Annotated in this window: 17 protein-coding genes and 1 pseudogene; 7 read left to right on the top strand and 11 right to left on the bottom strand. The window is 67.1% G+C overall.

Annotated features, from left to right (window positions below; all coding sequences use genetic code 11):
- Nucleotides 1-15 precede the first annotated feature (15 nt).
- The 7 genes and pseudogenes from QF036_RS19220 (at nt 16) to QF036_RS19190 (ending at nt 5,209) form a co-directional block, all read left to right on the top strand.
- Nucleotides 16-432 (top strand): hypothetical protein, encoded by a 417-nt coding sequence (locus QF036_RS19220; protein ID WP_307104401.1) that lies wholly within the window; start codon nt 16-18, stop codon nt 430-432.
- Between the two features lie 100 nt (nt 433-532).
- Entirely contained in the window at nt 533-757 is a 225-nt protein-coding gene (locus tag QF036_RS19215; protein WP_307104400.1) for a DUF3188 domain-containing protein, read from the top strand.
- Nucleotides 758-792: 35 nt separating this feature from the next.
- Nucleotides 793-1,254: an FAS1-like dehydratase domain-containing protein gene (locus QF036_RS19210; RefSeq protein ID WP_307104398.1), complete on the top strand. Its 462-nt coding sequence runs from the start codon at nt 793-795 to the stop codon at nt 1,252-1,254.
- A gap of 2 nt (nt 1,255-1,256) precedes the next feature.
- Nucleotides 1,257-1,694 carry a MaoC family dehydratase gene (locus tag QF036_RS19205; RefSeq protein WP_307104397.1) on the top strand — a complete coding sequence of 146 codons (438 nt, stop codon included), beginning with the start codon at nt 1,257-1,259 and terminating at the stop codon, nt 1,692-1,694.
- A 12-nt stretch (nt 1,695-1,706) separates the two neighbouring features.
- Nucleotides 1,707-2,975 (top strand): MFS transporter, encoded by a 1,269-nt coding sequence (locus QF036_RS19200; RefSeq protein ID WP_307104394.1) that lies wholly within the window; start codon nt 1,707-1,709, stop codon nt 2,973-2,975.
- Between the two features lie 34 nt (nt 2,976-3,009).
- Nucleotides 3,010-4,077: a UDP-N-acetylmuramate dehydrogenase gene (locus QF036_RS19195; protein WP_307104392.1), complete on the top strand. Its 1,068-nt coding sequence runs from the start codon at nt 3,010-3,012 to the stop codon at nt 4,075-4,077.
- A gap of 23 nt (nt 4,078-4,100) precedes the next feature.
- A pseudogene (locus tag QF036_RS19190) lies at nt 4,101-5,209 on the top strand (winged helix DNA-binding domain-containing protein).
- A gap of 402 nt (nt 5,210-5,611) precedes the next feature.
- On the opposite strand, the gene asd reads toward QF036_RS19190, so the two are convergent.
- The 11 genes from asd to QF036_RS19135 all read right to left on the bottom strand — a co-directional run bounded on the left by asd (nt 5,612) and on the right by QF036_RS19135 (nt 16,161).
- Entirely contained in the window at nt 5,612-6,742 is a 1,131-nt protein-coding gene (gene asd, locus QF036_RS19185; RefSeq protein WP_307104388.1) for an aspartate-semialdehyde dehydrogenase, read from the bottom strand.
- 77 nt (nt 6,743-6,819) lie between these two features.
- Entirely contained in the window at nt 6,820-7,221 is a 402-nt protein-coding gene (locus QF036_RS19180) for a hypothetical protein (protein ID WP_307104385.1), read from the bottom strand.
- Nucleotides 7,208-7,861: a hypothetical protein gene (locus tag QF036_RS19175; protein WP_307104382.1), complete on the bottom strand. Its 654-nt coding sequence runs from the start codon at nt 7,859-7,861 to the stop codon at nt 7,208-7,210. The genes QF036_RS19180 and QF036_RS19175 overlap by 14 nt, the downstream gene beginning before the upstream one ends.
- Nucleotides 7,862-7,870: 9 nt before the next feature.
- The gene (locus tag QF036_RS19170; protein ID WP_307104380.1) at nt 7,871-8,950 is read right to left on the bottom strand and encodes a WXG100 family type VII secretion target; all 1,080 of its coding nucleotides are present in this window, start codon (nt 8,948-8,950) and stop codon (nt 7,871-7,873) included.
- 127 nt (nt 8,951-9,077) lie between these two features.
- Nucleotides 9,078-9,296: an NF038396 family protein gene (locus tag QF036_RS19165; protein WP_307104378.1), complete on the bottom strand. Its 219-nt coding sequence runs from the start codon at nt 9,294-9,296 to the stop codon at nt 9,078-9,080.
- A 3-nt stretch (nt 9,297-9,299) separates the two neighbouring features.
- Entirely contained in the window at nt 9,300-9,884 is a 585-nt protein-coding gene (locus QF036_RS19160; protein WP_307104376.1) for a dihydrofolate reductase, read from the bottom strand.
- Nucleotides 9,881-10,684 carry a thymidylate synthase gene (locus QF036_RS19155; protein WP_003803887.1) on the bottom strand — a complete coding sequence of 268 codons (804 nt, stop codon included), beginning with the start codon at nt 10,682-10,684 and terminating at the stop codon, nt 9,881-9,883. Before QF036_RS19155 ends, QF036_RS19160 begins: the two co-directional genes overlap by 4 nt.
- A gap of 9 nt (nt 10,685-10,693) precedes the next feature.
- Complete coding sequence (locus QF036_RS19150; protein ID WP_307104373.1) at nt 10,694-11,167, bottom strand: GntR family transcriptional regulator; 474 nt, start codon at nt 11,165-11,167, stop codon at nt 10,694-10,696.
- Nucleotides 11,164-12,825, bottom strand: a complete 1,662-nt coding sequence (locus tag QF036_RS19145; RefSeq protein ID WP_307104371.1) for a hypothetical protein — start codon at nt 12,823-12,825, stop codon at nt 11,164-11,166. The genes QF036_RS19150 and QF036_RS19145 overlap by 4 nt, the downstream gene beginning before the upstream one ends.
- Before the next feature lie 103 nt (nt 12,826-12,928).
- On the bottom strand, nt 12,929-13,900 hold the full coding sequence (locus QF036_RS19140; RefSeq protein WP_307104370.1) for an NUDIX hydrolase: 972 nt from the start codon (nt 13,898-13,900) through the stop codon (nt 12,929-12,931).
- Between the two features lie 11 nt (nt 13,901-13,911).
- A complete protein-coding gene (locus QF036_RS19135) occupies nt 13,912-16,161 on the bottom strand; it encodes an RNA degradosome polyphosphate kinase (RefSeq protein WP_307104367.1) in 2,250 nt (749 codons plus the stop codon).
- Nucleotides 16,162-16,226 lie beyond the last annotated feature (65 nt).

Genomic DNA, 16,226 nt, shown 5'->3' with positions numbered 1-16,226 from the left:
TACCCAGGAGACCCCGTGACCGATACCCGTTATCTGGTGCACGGGGTCTTTTGGGATGGGCCGCCGGCCGTTTCCGCAGCGTCCGACGGCGGCAGGCCGGTTCTGCGCCTCCAGCACCGTTCCGGCGCGTTCACTGAGATGACGCTCGACGCCGGCACCCGCCTCGGCTTCCGGGTAGCGGACGGGGCCAAGCACTGCCTCGGCCACACCAGGGTTTTCTCCGCAACCGAGCGCCGGCACGTGACGTGCCCGGCCAGTGCCGATGCGTTCCGCGGCAGCCAGTGCGGGGCTTGCCAGCTGGCAGACGATACTGCCGCCCTGATGGACCCGCTCCCGGGCGATGAGCTTGAGCTGCTCAACCGGAGCCGGGCGGAGGACGTGCGGACGCTCCTGGCGGGCACCGCCGTCGGGGGTTTGCCCTCGGGTTGCTGAAGGGCCGCATGGTGGAACCGGGGGAGTACAGCTCGGAAGTGCCGGCGGTGCAGGAAGCCCTTTTCTGAGGGCACACAGCCTGACTGGGTAAACTGGCACGGTGCTGCACGAATTCTGGGCCACCGCGCCCAAGTCCTACAAAATCCTGGTCTTCACCGCGATGGGCCTCATCGCCGTCGGACTCATCCTCAACATCGCAGGCAACGTCGCCGCCAACCAGGGGCTCATGATCGCGTCCCTGCCGGTGATCGGCCTGGGCCTGGTGCTGCACATGGTCGGTCTGGTGGTCCGCGGCCAGCGTGTGCGGAAGAACATCCCCAAGTAGGAAACCCGCACGCCAGCCCCGATAGGCTTGAACCCATGACTATCAATCCGGACCTGCAGGGCCGAAGCTACCCTGCCGCAGAGGTGTATGACGTCGGCCGCGAGAAAATCCGCGAGTTCGCCCGCGCCGTCAAGGCCACCCATCCCGCCCACTTCGACGTTGACGCCGCACAGGGCCTGGGCCACCCCGACCTCGTGGCACCGCCCACGTTTGCGATCATCATCGCCCAGCGCGCCGACGCCCAGCTGGTCGAGGACCCGGAAGCCGGCATCGACTTCTCCCGCGTGGTCCACGCGGACCAGCGGTTCACCCACCACCGCCCCATCTTCGCCGGCGACCGGCTCGTCGCCGAACTGCACGTCGACGGCGTGCGCGGGATGGGCGGCGGCGCCATGATCACCACGCGCAGCGAAATTTTCGCGCTCAAGGACGGGGACGGGCGCGAGCGGGTATCCACCACCAAGTCATCCATCCTGGTCCGCGGAGAGGGACAGTAGCCATGAGCCCCACATTCGAAAAACTCAGCGTCGGCCAGGACATCGGCAGCCGCAGCATCGAGGTGACCCGGCAGGACCTGGTCAAGTACGCCGGCGCATCGGGCGACTTCAACCCCATCCACTGGAACGAAGCCTTCGCCACGGGCGTGGAGCTTCCCGGCGTCATCGCCCACGGCATGTTCACCATGGGGGCGGCCGTGCAGCTGGTCAGCGACTGGGCCGGTGACCCGGCCGCCGTCGTCGACTACCAGACCCGGTTCACCAAGCCGGTCCTGGTTACCGACACCACAGGAACCGGCGACGCCGGTGCCGTGATCGACGTCAGCGGTGCCGTCGGCGCGCTGGATGCCGACGCGCGCACCGCTCGCGTGGACCTGACCGTGGTGTTCGACGGGCAGAAAGTCCTCGTGAAGGCCCAGGCCCTGGTCCGGTTGGCCTGACGTGATGCTGTCTTGAGTTCCACCGCCGTCCAGGCGCGGGAAGTCACCCTCTGGCGCAACGCCGTCGTGGTGGCCTACGCCGCCAGCGGGCTCGCGTTCGCGTCGTGGGTTTCCCGCCTTCCCGCGATCCGTGACGGCCTGAATCTCACGCCCGGCACGGTGGGACTGCTTCTGCTGTGCATGACGGCCGGATCCTTCCTCTCGGTATCCGTGTCGGGGCTGATCGTGCTCCGGCTCGGGTCCCGGCGGACCATCCAGACCGGAAGTCTCATGGTGGGCTGCGGCCTGGTCCTGGCCGGCTTCGGCACGTCCGTCCTGTCCAGCCCGGCCGCGGTTGCCGCCGGCCTCGCCGTCGTCGGACTCGGCACCGCCAGCTGGAACACGGCGTCCAACGTGGAGGGAGCCGCCGTCGAACGGGCCATGGGCCGGCACATCATGCCCCGGCTGCACGGCTCGTTCAGCCTGGGCACGGTCGCCGGCGCCGGGCTGGGCGCTTGGGCCGCCGGCGTGGGCGTGCCGGTCCTCTGGCACCTCGCCGCCGCCGGGCTCGTCGTCGCCGGTTCGGTGACGACGGCGGCACGCTGGTTCCGTGCCGATGTCACCCCTGTGGAACGCACGGCACCGTACCGGCCGGACAACTTCGAGGACCCGTCCACCGGGCCAATCCCCGTCATCCGCGCGGGAAACGACGGCGGCGAGAGCCCGCTGGACAACAAGCGCAAAATCGCCCAGGCCTGGCGGGACCGGCGGACGCTGCTCCTGGGCGTCATGGTGCTGGGCCTGGCGCTGGCCGAAGGCGCGGCGGGGGACTGGGTGGCCCTGGCGCTGGCCGACGGACACCACCAGTCGGACGCAGCGGGCGCAGCCGGGTACGGGCTGTTCGTCACCTTCATGACCATTGGCCGGTTCGCCGGAACAGTGGTGCTCGACCGGTTCGGCCGGGTCCCCGTGATGCGCTGGTGCTCCGCCACGGCCGTCGTCGGGCTCGCGCTGTTCGTGTTCGCTCCGGCGCCGTGGCTGGCCTACGCTGCCCTGGCTGTCTGGGGGCTCGGCGCCTCGCTGGGTTTCCCGGTGGGCATGTCCGCCGCGGCCGACGACCCCGCCAAGGCCGCCGCCCGGGTGTCCGTGGTGTCCACCATCGGGTACGGGGCCTTCCTGTGCGGCCCGCCGCTGCTGGGGCTGCTCGCCGAGCACGTGGGCATCCTGCACTCGCTGCTGGCTGTCATGGCCGTGCTGGTGGCGAGCTTCCTGCTGTCCCCGGTGGCCCGCAAGCTTCCCTAATTTTCCCTGCTTCTGTTCCCTATAGGCTGGACTGGTGACCTCCCCAATGCTTTCCGATCTGACCACGGCCGCCGTCGGCGGCCCCGCCGGCAATTATGTCCAGGCCCGCACCGAGGCCGAGATCATCGAGGCGGTGCGCGCGGCGGACGCCGCCGGTGAGCAGCTGCTGATCATTGGCGGCGGTTCCAACCTCCTGATTTCCGACGACGGGTTCCCCGGAACCGTCCTGAAGATCGCCTCCGAGGGGTTCACCGTCAACGCCGAGGACTCGTGCGGCGGCGTATCCGTGGTGGTCCAGGCAGGCCACAACTGGGACGCGCTGGTGGAGCACGCCGTGCTCCACGCCTGGTCCGGCATTGAGGCGTTGTCCGGGATCCCCGGCGCAACCGGAGCCACGCCCGTCCAGAACGTTGGTGCCTACGGCTCGGACGTCTCGCAGACCATCGCCGCGGTCCGCACCTGGGACCGGGAACGGAACGCTGTGAAGACGTTCACCAACTCGGAGCTGAAGTTCGGGTACCGGGACTCCATCCTCAAGCAGACCACGGTCAACGGCTCTCCGCGCTACGTTGTGCTGACCGTCGAGTTCCAACTGCCGCTGGGCCGCATGAGCGCACCCATCCGCTATGCCGAGCTGGCGCGGGTCCTGGGCGTCGAGCAGGGCAAGCGAGCCTACTCGAACGACGTGCGCCGCGAGGTCCTGCGCCTGCGCGCCTCCAAGGGCATGGTGCTGGATCCGGCGGACCGGGACACCTACTCCACAGGCTCGTTCTTCACCAACCCGATCGTCCCTGCTTCCGTTGCCGACGGCCTCCCGGAATCCGCGCCCAGATACCCGGGTGGCGCCGACGGGCAGGTCAAGCTGTCCGCGGCATGGCTGATCGACCATGCCGGCTTCGGCAAGGGCTTCGGGTTGGAAGCCGGGAGCGTCTCCGGCGGCCGCGCCTCGCTGTCCACCAAGCACACGCTGGCCATCACCAACCGCGGCTCGGCCCGAGCCGCGGACATGGTGGCGATCGCACGCGAGGTGCGTGCCGGCGTCGTCGGGCGCTTTGGCATTGAACTGCACCCCGAGCCGCTCCTGATCGGCCTCTCGCTCTAGCGCTGCGGCCCTAGGATGGGGTCATGGCAGCTGCGGTGAAGATCCGGGTTTCGACCAAGGTGATGGGCCGGCTGAGGCTGGCGTCGCAGGGGCTGCTGGGACCCGGGTTCGACGGCGTGCCGGAGGCCGTCCGGGCGATGACCGCGATGCAGGCCCAGGATCTCCAGTCAGCGCTGTGGGCCGTGGGTGTCCGTGTTCCCGGCGCAGGCCTGAGCGACGTCCGCCGGGCCCTGGAAGACGGTTCGGTGGTCCGGTCGTGGCCCATGAGGGGCACGCTGCACCTGCTGGCGCCCGAGGATCTGCACTGGATCCTGAACATCACCACGGCCCGGATGATCCAGGGCACGGCCCGCCGGCACCGGCAACTGGAAATCACCGGCAGTGACGTCGAGGCCTGCCGGGAGACAGCCCTGGGCCTGGTTGACGGCGGACGGGCCGCGACCCGGGAGGAGCTGTTCACGGCGTTCGAGGCCGCCGGACAGGCCACCAAGGCCCAGCGCGGGGTCCACCTGCTGTGGATGCTGTGCCAGAGCGCCTCGCTGGTGCACGGGCCGCTGAACGGCAACCAGCAGAAGTTCGTTGCGTTCGACCGTTGGATCCCCTCGTCACGGGACGTGGGCCGTGAGGAAGGGATCGCGGAGCTGCTGTTGAGGTACCTGCGCAGCCATGGACCCGCCACGCTGCGCGACTTCGCCTGGTGGTCCAGCATTCCTTTGACCGAGGTGCGGCGTGCCCTGCCAGCGGTGAGCGGCGAGCTGGTGGAGCTTGACCACGATGGAACCCAATACTGGCTGTCGCCCGAGGTCGCCGCACTGCTGGACGACGGTGTTCCTGGCCAGCGTACGGTCCTTGCCCTGCCGGGGTTCGACGAGTTCGTGCTTGGCTACACCGACCGGAGCATCGTGCTGGCGCCGGAGCATGCGCAAAAGATCGTCCCCGGCGGCAACGGGGTGTTCAGGAAGGCCATCGTGGCCGGCGGCGAGGTGACCGGCACCTGGGCGAGGCAGGGGAGCGGGCGGACGGCCGCCGTCGTACCCGTTCCCTTCGACGACACGAAGCCCCTAGGCCCAGCCGCGCCCTGGCGGGGTTCCGGCGCGCAGTTGAAAGGTACGAGCGGTTCCTTGCGTCCTGACGGGCTCCAGCCCGCGGCTATTGCGACGCTTCCTCAGGTCTGGTCGCCTTTTTGGCGACGCTTCCTCAGGTCTGGTCGCCTTTTTTGGCACGCTTCCTCAGGTCTGGTCGCCTTTTTTGGCACGCTTCCTCAGGTCTGGTCGCCTTTTTTGGCACGCTTCCTCAGGTCTGGTCGCCTTTTTTGGCACGCTTCCTCATCTCCTGTCGCCAAAGGGGAAACGCTTCCGGCAACTTGTAAGGAAGCGTTCGGTTGGAAGCGGCAGGACGTGAGGAAGCGTGGGGTTGGAAGCGGCAGGAGGTGAGGAAGCGTCCGGCAGACGCAAAACCGGCCCCGCTCCGCATGAACGGCCCCGGGGGGCGGGGCTGGTCCTGCGGGGGAGGGCCGGTTAAAGGCGAAGCGTGGTTACAGCGTGCCGGTGGCGATGTTGAGCATGCGGCGCAGCGGCTCGGCGGCGCCCCAGAGGAGCTGGTCGCCGACGGTGAAGGCGCTGATGTACTGCGGTCCCATCTCGAGCTTGCGGATACGTCCCACCGGGATGGTCAGCGTGCCGGAAGCTGCCACCGGCGTCAGGTCGGCCATCGAGGCTTCCTTGGAGTTGGGCACCACCTTGGCCCATTCGTTGTCCTCGTCGAGCAGCTTCTCGATCTCGGCAACGGAGAGGTCCTCGCGCAGCTTCAGGGTGAGCGCCTGGGAGTGGGAGCGCATGGCCCCGATCCGCACGCAGAGGCCATCCATGATCACGTGGTTCTCATCCGAGGTGCCCAGGATCTTGTTGGTCTCGACGCCGGCCTTCCACTCTTCCTTGGACTGGCCGTTACCGAGGTCGGCGTCGATCCACGGGATCAGGGAGCCGGCCAGCGGCACACCGAACTGGGTTGCTTCGATGCCGGTGCGCTGGTGGGCCAGCACCTTGCGGTCGATGTCCAGAATGGCCGACGCCGGGTCGTTCAGTTCCGTGCTGACCTCGGCGTTGAGGGTGCCGAACTGGCTGAGCAGCTCGCGCATGTGGCGCGCGCCGCCGCCGGAAGCCGCCTGGTAGGTCATGGACGTGCCCCACTCGACGAGGCCGTTCTTGAAGAGGCCGCCGAGACCCATGAGCATGCAGGAAACCGTACAGTTGCCGCCGATGAAGTCCTTGACGCCGTTGGCGAGTCCTTTGTCGATGACGTCGCGGTTGATGGGGTCAAGGACGATGATGGAGTCATCGTCCATGCGCAGGGTGGAGGCGGCGTCGATCCAGAGGCCGTCCCAGCCCTGGTTGCGCAGCTCACCGTGGACCTGCTTGGTGTAGTCCCCGCCCTGGGCGGTGACAATAATCGGCAGCTTGGCGAGGGTCTCGACGTCGAACGCGTCCTCGAGCTTGCCGGCCCCGTCAGCAAAAGACGGGGCGGCACCTCCAGCGTTTGAGGTGGAGAAAAATACCGGGTTGATGCTGGCGAAGTCGCCCTCGTCCTGCATACGCTGCATCAGGACGGAGCCGACCATGCCGCGCCAACCGACCAGTCCAACGGACGGAGTAGCTGCTGTAGTCATTTAGCTAGTTTATCTTTGGATTTGGCGGGCCGCAGTCGGTTACGTCACCGCCGCGGGTGCGCTGGGGTGCAAAGACCTCAGTCGACGGGCCGCGGAAGGTTGCGGGCTTTGCGCAGTTTCTCTGCGCGGCGTTCCTTAAAGTAACCGGACCAGCCAGCAAACAACGGGATCAGCACCAACAGGTACATCCACCAGACTTCGCCCAGAATGTGCCACTGATCCGTTAGTGCCATTTGCACGATCCCATACAGCATCCCGCCGAAGCAGATGGTTATCAGGATGGCGAGGAACAGCAACCCGCCGGAGCTGTTGACGGGCTTGACCAGGCCGCGGCCGTCGTCCTTGCGCACGCCGTATTCGGCCGGCGTGTAGCCCACCATCTCGCCGTTGCCGGCCCGGCGGTAGATCAGCTTGTCGTCCGGGGTCTGGGACGGAATGTACCCGGGCTCCTGCGGGACACCCTCGCTACGCCTCGCCACGGGCATCCTCGATCGCGGCGAGCAGGCCGGCATCATCCAGGCCGGCTGTTTCATCGACCTCGTCCTTATCGAAATCCGGAACGCCGGTGGTCCAGGAGGACTCCTCACGCCGGATCAGCAAGTGCTGTTCGGAACCCAGGGTCTTGAAAACGAGGTACGCGGACCCGCCCTGGTTCTGCTCGGCATGCTGGCGGACCACCCGGAGCGTCGCTTCAGCCGAGGAGATGGCCGGATCCTGGGCGAAAACGAACCAAGTGCCCAGAAGCCTGGGCTGGAGCATCAAGGAAACGCCCGGTGCTTCCAGCATTGCCACGTTGTCCATTGCTTCGCCGGTCAAGAGGGAGATCTCCGTCCACCGGGTCGCCTGACCCAGGGCAGTGGCGACGGCAGCAGCTACGCCCTTCACGCCCAGGTCACCGTCGTCATCAACCGCAGCCAGGTCACGTGCCAGCAGCGACGACGCTCCCGCGGTGGACAGGGTGACGTCGTCGATCATCTCTTCGGCACGGAAGACGCTGACTGAACGGTCGCGGGCAGGGCCCTCGAAAACGTTCAGCAGGTAGGCGAACTCGCCCACGCCGAAGCCGATGACGTCGATGCCGAGGCGCGGTTCCTGCTGGGTTGGGTCCTGAACAGTCATGCTTGTCTCCTAATCGCCGAATCCGAAGAAGTTGCCCACGGACTTGCCTGCATCAACCAACGTATCCTTCGTGTCGCTGACGAACTTTCCGGGGTCCTTCACGGCGTTGACTACTCCCTCGCCGATGTTCTTCCCGACGCTGCTGATGGTGTCCCAGTTCTCGTACACAGCAATGCCGACGCTGGCTACCTGGCAGACAGTCCCGGCGGGAGGCGGCAGGAAGCAGCCAACGCCAAGGGCCGTCTTGCCGGCGCCCATGAGCCCGCCCTTGATGTCGCCGTCGGAAAAGCTCTTCACGGAGTCATAAGCGCTGAAGCCGACGCCTGCCCAGCCGAGTCCCCGCGCGAGGCCCGACTTGCCCAGCCATTCGAGCTTGGTGCCGGCCCCGATCCACGGTTTCTCCTCCAGGAGGGGACCGAACTTGGAAAGGACGCCAATGTGTTTGTTCAGGTTCTTCAGCGACGCAATGTCAGTCGCCTTGTCGATCAGTCCCAACCCGCGATGGGCGGACGCCGATCCCTTCAGCAGGTCGTCCAGGGCCGGGTTGCCGAGGAGCCGATGTGCAGCAAAGCCGGGGCCGCCGATGCGGTGGCTGCCCTGCAGGAAAGACTTGACGAAATCGGCGCGCTGGTTCTTCAGGACCCAGCCGTACTGCCCGAGGTGCTTGGCAAGGGTGAACGGGGCCTTGATGAACTTGTGCAGGGTCATGCCCGCCCTGAGCGCTCCGATGCCCCCAAGCAATACGCCGCCCAGTGTTCCTGCCCATGAGCCGCCCGGATCGCCAAGGGTCACGGGACCGCCGCCGGAGCCCGGGGCGGCGTCGCTGGCCTTCTCCTGCTGGTTGGCGTTATCCAGCAGCTTCCTGGACTCGTCCTTGAGGGCCCGTGCCGTCCGCTGGATGAGCGCCCGGTGGTTGCCGTTCCAGTCCGAGCGGAACTGGGTGGCGTCGTTGCCCTTCCACGAAGGGTTGTTGTTGATTTGGTTGGTCAGCTGCGATGACGTCTGCAGCAGGGTGTCCGAGACCTTTCCGAACTGCTGTGCGAGGGTGCGAAGCTGCGTGACATCGGCGCCCCACAAATTACCTGTCACTGCGGCATCATCCCCCAAATCCTGACCGTTCCGCGTTGGCACGGTTGCTGCTAAGTCCAGCCATCACTCTAGTTCGGGACCCAGGCCGCCGCGATGGGCAGCACTCCCCACCCGGACGCTACGGACGCTACGGGCGGTCGGGCTCCTCCAGCAGCGCGTTCTTGCGGGCCCGCAGGGCAAAGAAGGAGCCGAAGGCAAATACCTGCGTCACCACCACCAGCACGATGATGCCGGCGATCTTGTTGCCGCCCAGGATCATGGTCAGGCCCACAATCGCGGACAGCAGTGCCAGCAGCGGCAGCAGCATGTAGCCGAGCACAAAGAGGGTTTCGGGTTTGCGCAGCATGTTCTAACCTTCCGAACGGTTCCACTTGGTGAACCGGTAGCGTGTGCCGTTGGCCGCCGTCAGCCAGCCGTCGGCGGGCACGGACGTGTCCGCCACCCAGCCGTCGCCGAGCTCCGGGGCATACGTGTCGCCGTCGGCATCCACATCGATGGTGGTGACCACTGCGACGTTGGCCAGGCCCGTGGACTCCTTGAAAATTTCGCCGCCGCCGAGAATCCAGACTGCTTCGCAGCCTGGGGCGAACTGGGATTCCAGCAGGGCATCATCGAGGGATTTAACGACGACGGCGCCCTCCGCCTCGGGCGAGTTGCCCCAGTTCTCCTGCCGGGTGATGACGATGTTGGTCCGGTTGGGCAGCGGACGGTACTTCGCCGGGAAGGACAGCCAGGTCTTGCGGCCCATGATGACGGGATGGCCTGTGGTGACCCTGGTGAAGTGCTTCAGGTCCTCGGGTAGGTTCCACGGCATATCGCCGTCCTTGCCGATGACGCCGGCAGGCGTCTGGGCCCACACCAGTCCGATTCCGGACATCCCCGCGGCGATGTCCTCGCTGAAAGCCTGCCCGTCCATCGTGTCCTCCATGCTCATACGGCGATCGGCGCCTTGATCGTGGGGTGGTGCCGGTAGCCCACCACTTCGAAGTCGTCCAGGGTGTAGTCGAAGATCGACTCCGGCTTGCGGGTGATCTTCAGCTGCGGGTACTCGTACGGTTCCCGCTCCAGCTGCTTCAGGACCTGGTCCATGTGGTTGTCGTAGATGTGCACGTCGCCGCCGGTCCAGACGAATTCGCCCGGCTCGAGTCCGGTCTGCTGCGCCAGCATGCAGGTCAGCAGCGAGTAGGAGGCGATGTTGAACGGAACGCCCAGGAACATGTCCGCGGAGCGCTGGTACAGCTGGCAGGAGAGCTTGCCGTCCGCGACGTAAAACTGGAAGAACGCGTGGCAGGGCGGCAGGGCCATGTCCTTGAGTTCGCTCACGTTCCAGGCCGAGACGATGTGCCGGCGCGAGTCCGGGTTCGACTTCAGGCTCTCCACCAGCTCGGCGATCTGGTCGATGTGCCCGCCGTCGGGCGTGGGCCAGCTCCGCCACTGGACGCCGTAGACCGGTCCGAGTTCACCGTCGGCGTCAGCCCATTCGTTCCAGATGGTGACGCCCTGGTCCTGCATCCACTTCACGTTGGTGTCGCCCCGCAGGAACCACAGGAGCTCGACGGCCACGGACTTGAAGTGCACCCGCTTGGTGGTGATCAGCGGGAAGCTTTCGCCCAGATCAAAGCGGATCTGTCGGCCGAAAACACTGCTGGTTCCGGTGCCGGTGCGGTCTGATTTGTGCGTGCCGTTGGCCATGACGTCGCGCAGAAGGTCTTCATAGGGCGTTGGGATGCTCACGCGTCCAGTCTAGTCGGAGGCCGCGGAAGGGGCCGAAGGCAGGCCGCGGCGGCGCTGGAGACTGAGACTAACACGGAGCAGCGCCAGAAGCTCCTCGTCGGGCAGGCCCACCTTGGTTCCAGCCTGGATGAGACGCTCGACGGCGGCGCCTACCTCCGCTGCGGCGGCAGCCGAGCCGGCGGCAGCGGACCCGGCCGTTCCGGAGCCGGACGCCCCCGAGTCCGCTTCACCGTACGCCGGCAGTCCGACGACGACGGTGCCGTTCCGGCGCCGGGTTTCGATCAGGCCGGACTGTTCAAGTTCCTTGTACGCGCGGGCGACGGTCCCGGCCGCAAGCCCGAGGTCTGCCGCCAGGCTGCGGACCGCCGGCAGCCGCGTTCCGGCCGTGAGCCCGCCCGCGGCGATCAGCGCACTGATCTGCAGCCGGATCTGCTCGTACGGGGGAGTGGGCGAGCCGACATCCACGGAGATGCCCGCTGTCATCGCGCGGGTTCCACCGGTGCGCGGCGGGCGGCCGGCACGCCCCTGGGGCCGAAGGCGTTCACGGGCATCATGTAAAGCACCACGGCGGCTGCAACCAGCACGTTGCCGACGGCGGCCGCAGCCCCTTCCCAGATTTCGGCCGGAACCGCCTGCGTTCCCAGCAGCACACCCCATGCCCGGTTTGCCGATATCAGCAGGCCGCCCGCCTGTGCCAGCAGAAAGGCGGCCAGAATCCGCACGATCCTGTTCAGCGTGACGGCGCGGAGCGCCGCGTCCAACCCGTCATCCGGGGCGACGATGCCGCGGCGCCGGCGCACGGCAAGGGTTACGGGCACAGCCGTGACGGCGACGGCGGCCGTTGCCACCGCCGTCGCAATCCAGACCGGGGCCACCGGCGTTCCGTCAGACGCAAGCGCTGCTTCTCCAACGGAGGTCGGCACCATCACGACTGCGAGCAGCAGCAGGCCCATGATCGCGGCGGTGAGGAGGGCAGGCGCCACCGGCTGGACGGGCCAGCGGCGGACGGCGGAGGAAGAGCCGTAATTCCGTTCGAGGAGCAGTTCGCCGGCCAGGATGGCCAGAAGGACGCACACGGCCATCACAGCTGGGACGATGGCGGCCCGGACCGGGTTGGTGGAGCCCAGCAGAAACAGGACGGCCATCCCCGGCGCCACCGCGGCCAGCCCGAGGAGGGCTCCGAGGGACACCGTGAGCACCGCGGCCGGGTGCTTTTCGGTGCGGAGGTTCCGGACATTTTTCCTGCCGGAGGACCACGCCCGGCGGACACGGACTTTGCTGGCCTGGAGGCTGGCCAGCTGCGGGGGCTTCCAGATCCACATCGCGAACAGCACCGCGGCTGCCAGCAGTCCGACGGGGTTGGTCCATGACGTGGCAGTTGCGGGTTCCGGACGGGATGCGAAGTTGCCGGCGATGGCCGCGAGCCCGGCGGCAACGGTGGAGACAGTCCGCAGCAGCCGGTTCATTGCAACACTGCGGAGAATCGCGTTGTCCGCAGCGTCGAGAGCTTCCAGCTGGCGGCGGCGGGAAATCAGCCATAACACCACAACGGTTCCGGCCGCCAGCAGCAGGAGGGCGGCGCCAAGGCAGGACGCCAGGTCGGTGCCGGCAATACGTCCGTCCTGGAAAAAGCTTGGGCCAGTTGCACCGTCCGAGGGAGTGACGGGCGGCACCGGACGGTAAGCCGGCTGAACGGCCGCCCACAAGATGGTTCCGGCGGAGGCGGCGAAAATGCCGAGCGTGGTCCACGCGAGCGGCCGCGGAAGAAAGTCCCGGACGCGCCGGACGGACAGCGTTGCCTGCCGCCGCGAACTGCGGGGACCCGGATAGCTGAGCTGGCCCAGCGCATGGACACCGAGGCAGCCGAGCACCGGCCAGGTCAGCGCCTGCAGGATGTCGGCGGGCTGCTGCAGCGACGGCGTCTGCGGGTGGGAGGGGATGATGCCGGCGTTCGCGGCTCCCTGCAGCGTGCTGGCCAGCCAGCCGATGACGCCGACCCAGAGCGCGTGGTCTGAAACTGACTGGGGCGAGGTGCCGCCGCCCGGCGCCCAGACAACCCAGCGCAGCAATCCGTAAATGCCCAATGCAGCCAGCAGCGGTCCCAGCAGCGCCATGGGCGGCAACTCAAACTGTATTGGCATCAAATCCCCCAAATGATCCCCAAAGCGCCTGTGCCGCAGCGCCATCTTTTGTACCAAGCATTTGATACAAAAATCGGGCGGTCAAGGCGCGGCCCGGAGGGACTCAGTCGTCGAAGGGCTTGAACTGCTCCACGGACACGATCCTGCTCTTGCTGCCATGCGCCACGTGGCAGATGATCATTTCCCCCGGAGCGAGGTACGGGTCCGCGACCGGCAGCAGGCCCTTTAGCCGGGGGGTCATGTAGCCGGCAAGCTGGCCCAGGACGGTGGGGAGGGCAGGCCGGTGGGTGCACAGCACCACTGCACGCTGCTTGTCGAATAATGCGTCAACGACGGCCGCCGTCTTCTTGGGGTTGCGGGCATGCCGGTGCTCCGTGAGCGCATCCACCAGTTTTATCTTGGCATCCGAGGACTTTGCGTAGGGGGCAATGGTTGCCACACAGCGCAGCCAGGGGCTGGTGACCACGCGCAGCGGCTTCCACGCCTTCAGCAGCCGGTGCACCGCCTGCGCCTGGCGGATGCCGGTGGCGGCCAGGGGCCTTTCGCCCTCGGCCTTGGTCCACGAGGAGCGCGGTTTGGCCTTGGCGTGGCGCACGATAACGAGCGGCCAGGTCTGCAGTTCCTTGCGGGCATGCGCCGCTGCGAGGTACTCCAGCGGCGCCCGGTCCGAGGGGTTGGACAGCAGTCCGGCGGCCCGTTCCGGGGCGCACCACATGACGCTGTCCACTTCCTTACCATCCGGTCGCAGGGAATTGCCCGTGACCTGAACGGCCCAGTAATGCACAACCTTCAGCCCCGCGGAGACGTGGTAGTGGATGGGCGGGAGCGGGATGCCCAGCGGCGCCACGAGCCCGATCTCCTCCTCCACCTCACGGACGGCGCACTCGGGCACCGTTTCGCCTGGGTCGAGCTTGCCCTTGGGCCAGGACCAGTCGTCGTACCGTGGCCGGTGGATCAGGAGGACTTCCAGCTGGTCCTTCTTGACGCGCCAAGGAAGGGCGCCGGCGGCCGTGACGGCTACCGGCTCGCCCGGGTGATCGGTCTGATCCGCTATGGGTGAGTCGCTGCTCTTCAAAGGCCGGGTTCCTACCGCCGGGCGACGGCGCGCTGCCGGGAGCGTGATGCCAGGAGCCATGACTGGACATCGTCCAGCTTCCTGCCGTCCTCGCCGATGTGGTGGCGGGTCCACTCGCCGTCGTTGTCCAGGTGCCAGCTGGAGGTCTCGGGGTCCATGTACCGGCGCATCAGGTCCAGGACGTAGGCGGTGTCTTCGCCGCCGGACAGCTGTACCAGCGCTTCCACCCGGCGGTCCAGGTTGCGGTGCATCATGTCCGCGGAGCCGATGTACGCCACAGGGTCGCCGCCGTTGCCGAAGGCGAAAACGCGTGAGTGCTCAAGGAAGCGGCCCAGGATGGAGCGGACCGTTATGTTTTCGCTCAGGCCGGGGATGCCGGGGCGCAGCGAGCAGATGCCGCGGACAATGACGTCCACCTTCACTCCGGCCTGGGAGGCGCGGTAGAGGGAATCGATGATGGACTCATCCACCATGGAGTTGACCTTGATCTGCACCCGCGCGGGAATGCCTGCGCGGGCGTTGCTGATCTCGGTTTCGATCCTGTCGATCAGTCCCGAACGCACGGACCGGGGGGCCACCAGGAGACGCTTGAACGTTGACTTCGGAGCGTACCCGGACAGCTGGTTGAACAGCTTGGAGAGGTCCTCGCCCACCTGTTCGTTGGCGGTCAGGAGTCCGAGGTCCTCGTAGTAGCGCGCGGTCCGCGGGTGGTAGTTGCCGGTTCCGATGTGGCAGTAGCGGCGCAGCCCGTCCACCTCCTGGCGGACCACGAGGGAGAGCTTGCAGTGGGTCTTAAGGCCCACGATGCCGTAGACCACGTGGACGCCGGCCTGCTCCAGCTTGCGGGCCCAGGAAATGTTGGCCTGCTCATCGAAACGGGCCTTGATCTCCACGAGGGCCAGCACCTGCTTGCCGGACTCGGCGGCGTCGATGAGGGCATCGACGATGGGGGAGTCGCCCGAGGTGCGGTACAGGGTCTGCTTGATTGCCTGCACCTTGGGGTCCGCCGCCGCCTGTTCCAGGAACGCCTGGACGGACGTGGAGAACGAATCGTACGGGTGGTGCAGGAGGATGTCCCGGCGGCGCATGGCGGCGAAGACGTTGGCGGCCTTGGACGTCTCGGACTCATTCAGGTACCGCGAGGTGTGGGGCACGTGCTTGGGGTAGTGCAGGTCCGCGCGGTCAATGCTGCCGATCACGGAGAGGCCGCGCAGGTCCAGGGGTGCCGGAACGGAGTAGACCTCCGACTCGTCCACGCCGAGCTCGCGGATCAGGAGTGCGCGGATGTTCGGGTTGATGTCGTTGGTGACCTCAAGCCGGACGGGCGGGCCGAACCGGCGTCGCAGCAGTTCCTTCTCGAGCGCCTGCAGAAGGTTCTCGGCGTCGTCCTCTTCCACCTCAACGTCCTCGTTGCGGGTCACCCGGAAGGTGTGGTGCTCCAGTACTTCCATACCGGCGAAGAGCTGGTGCAGGTGGACGGCGATGACTTCCTCGAGGGCGATGAACCGTGCCACGCGGCCGGGCACCGAGCCGGCCCGGGGCCCGTCGATGGAGATCAGTCGGGGCAGCTGGTCCGGCACCTTGACGCGGGCGAAGAGCTCCTTGTCGCTGACCGGGTTCCGGACCACCACAGCCAGGTTCAGGGAAAGGCCCGAGATGTAAGGGAAGGGATGGGCGGGGTCCACGGCCAGCGGCGTGAGGATCGGGAAGACCTTCTCCGCGAACATGGCGCTGAGCCGGTGCCGGGCTTCGTCGTCGAGTTCGTCCCAATGCATGAGGTGGATGTGCTCATAGGCCAGGGCCGGCCGGATCTGCTCGGCGTAGACCTGGGCGTGCCGCTGCTGCAGGCGGTGGGCTGCCTCGCCGATTTGTTCCAGGACCTGGACGGGGCTTAGCCCGGCGGGGGAGGGGACAGCGAGTCCGGTGGCGATGCGGCGCTTCAGGCCGGCCACGCGGACCATGAAGAATTCGTCGAGGTTGGAGGCGAAGATCGACAGGAAGTTGACGCGTTCCAGCAGGTACAGGTCAGGATCTTCGGCGAGTTCGAGGACCCGGGCGTTGAACGCGAGCCAGCTCAGTTCGCGGTCCAGGAACCGGTCGGGGCTGATCTCGCCATCCGGTTCCAGGATGGCGGCGAACTCGGGGATGTCGATCCGGTCCTGCGTGGCGCGGGACGCCGGAACTTCGGAGGAGCCGAACCGGGCGCGCACAGGGGCCGCCTTGATTTCGGTGGTGGCTGTTCCGGCGGATTCCGGTTGCATGCGCTCTCCTTGAGTACTGGCGGGTTTAGTTTCAACCTTACAAGCATTCACCCGTCCAGGACCCG

Origin of the sequence: Arthrobacter globiformis (genome assembly GCF_030817195.1) — a bacterium.
Classification (GTDB): domain Bacteria; phylum Actinomycetota; class Actinomycetes; order Actinomycetales; family Micrococcaceae; genus Arthrobacter; species Arthrobacter globiformis_D.
The sequence above is the reverse complement of the archived record's forward strand: the minus strand, read 5'-3'. Positions and strand labels throughout refer to the sequence as shown.

Excerpts from the sequence above, each read along its gene's own strand:
- QF036_RS19210 (WP_307104398.1), top strand. The coding sequence starts at position 793 with ATGACTATCAATCCGGACCTGCAGGGCCGAAGCTACCCTGCCGCAGAG.
- QF036_RS19205 (WP_307104397.1), top strand. The coding sequence starts at position 1,257 with ATGAGCCCCACATTCGAAAAACTCAGCGTCGGCCAGGACATCGGCAGC.
- asd (WP_307104388.1), bottom strand. The coding sequence starts at position 6,742 with ATGACTACAGCAGCTACTCCGTCCGTTGGACTGGTCGGTTGGCGCGGC.
- QF036_RS19175 (WP_307104382.1), bottom strand. The coding sequence starts at position 7,861 with ATGACTGTTCAGGACCCAACCCAGCAGGAACCGCGCCTCGGCATCGAC.
- QF036_RS19165 (WP_307104378.1), bottom strand. The coding sequence starts at position 9,296 with ATGCTGCGCAAACCCGAAACCCTCTTTGTGCTCGGCTACATGCTGCTG.
- QF036_RS19160 (WP_307104376.1), bottom strand. The coding sequence starts at position 9,884 with ATGAGCATGGAGGACACGATGGACGGGCAGGCTTTCAGCGAGGACATC.
- QF036_RS19150 (WP_307104373.1), bottom strand. The coding sequence starts at position 11,167 with ATGACAGCGGGCATCTCCGTGGATGTCGGCTCGCCCACTCCCCCGTAC.
- QF036_RS19145 (WP_307104371.1), bottom strand. The coding sequence starts at position 12,825 with ATGCCAATACAGTTTGAGTTGCCGCCCATGGCGCTGCTGGGACCGCTG.
- QF036_RS19135 (WP_307104367.1), bottom strand. The coding sequence starts at position 16,161 with ATGCAACCGGAATCCGCCGGAACAGCCACCACCGAAATCAAGGCGGCC.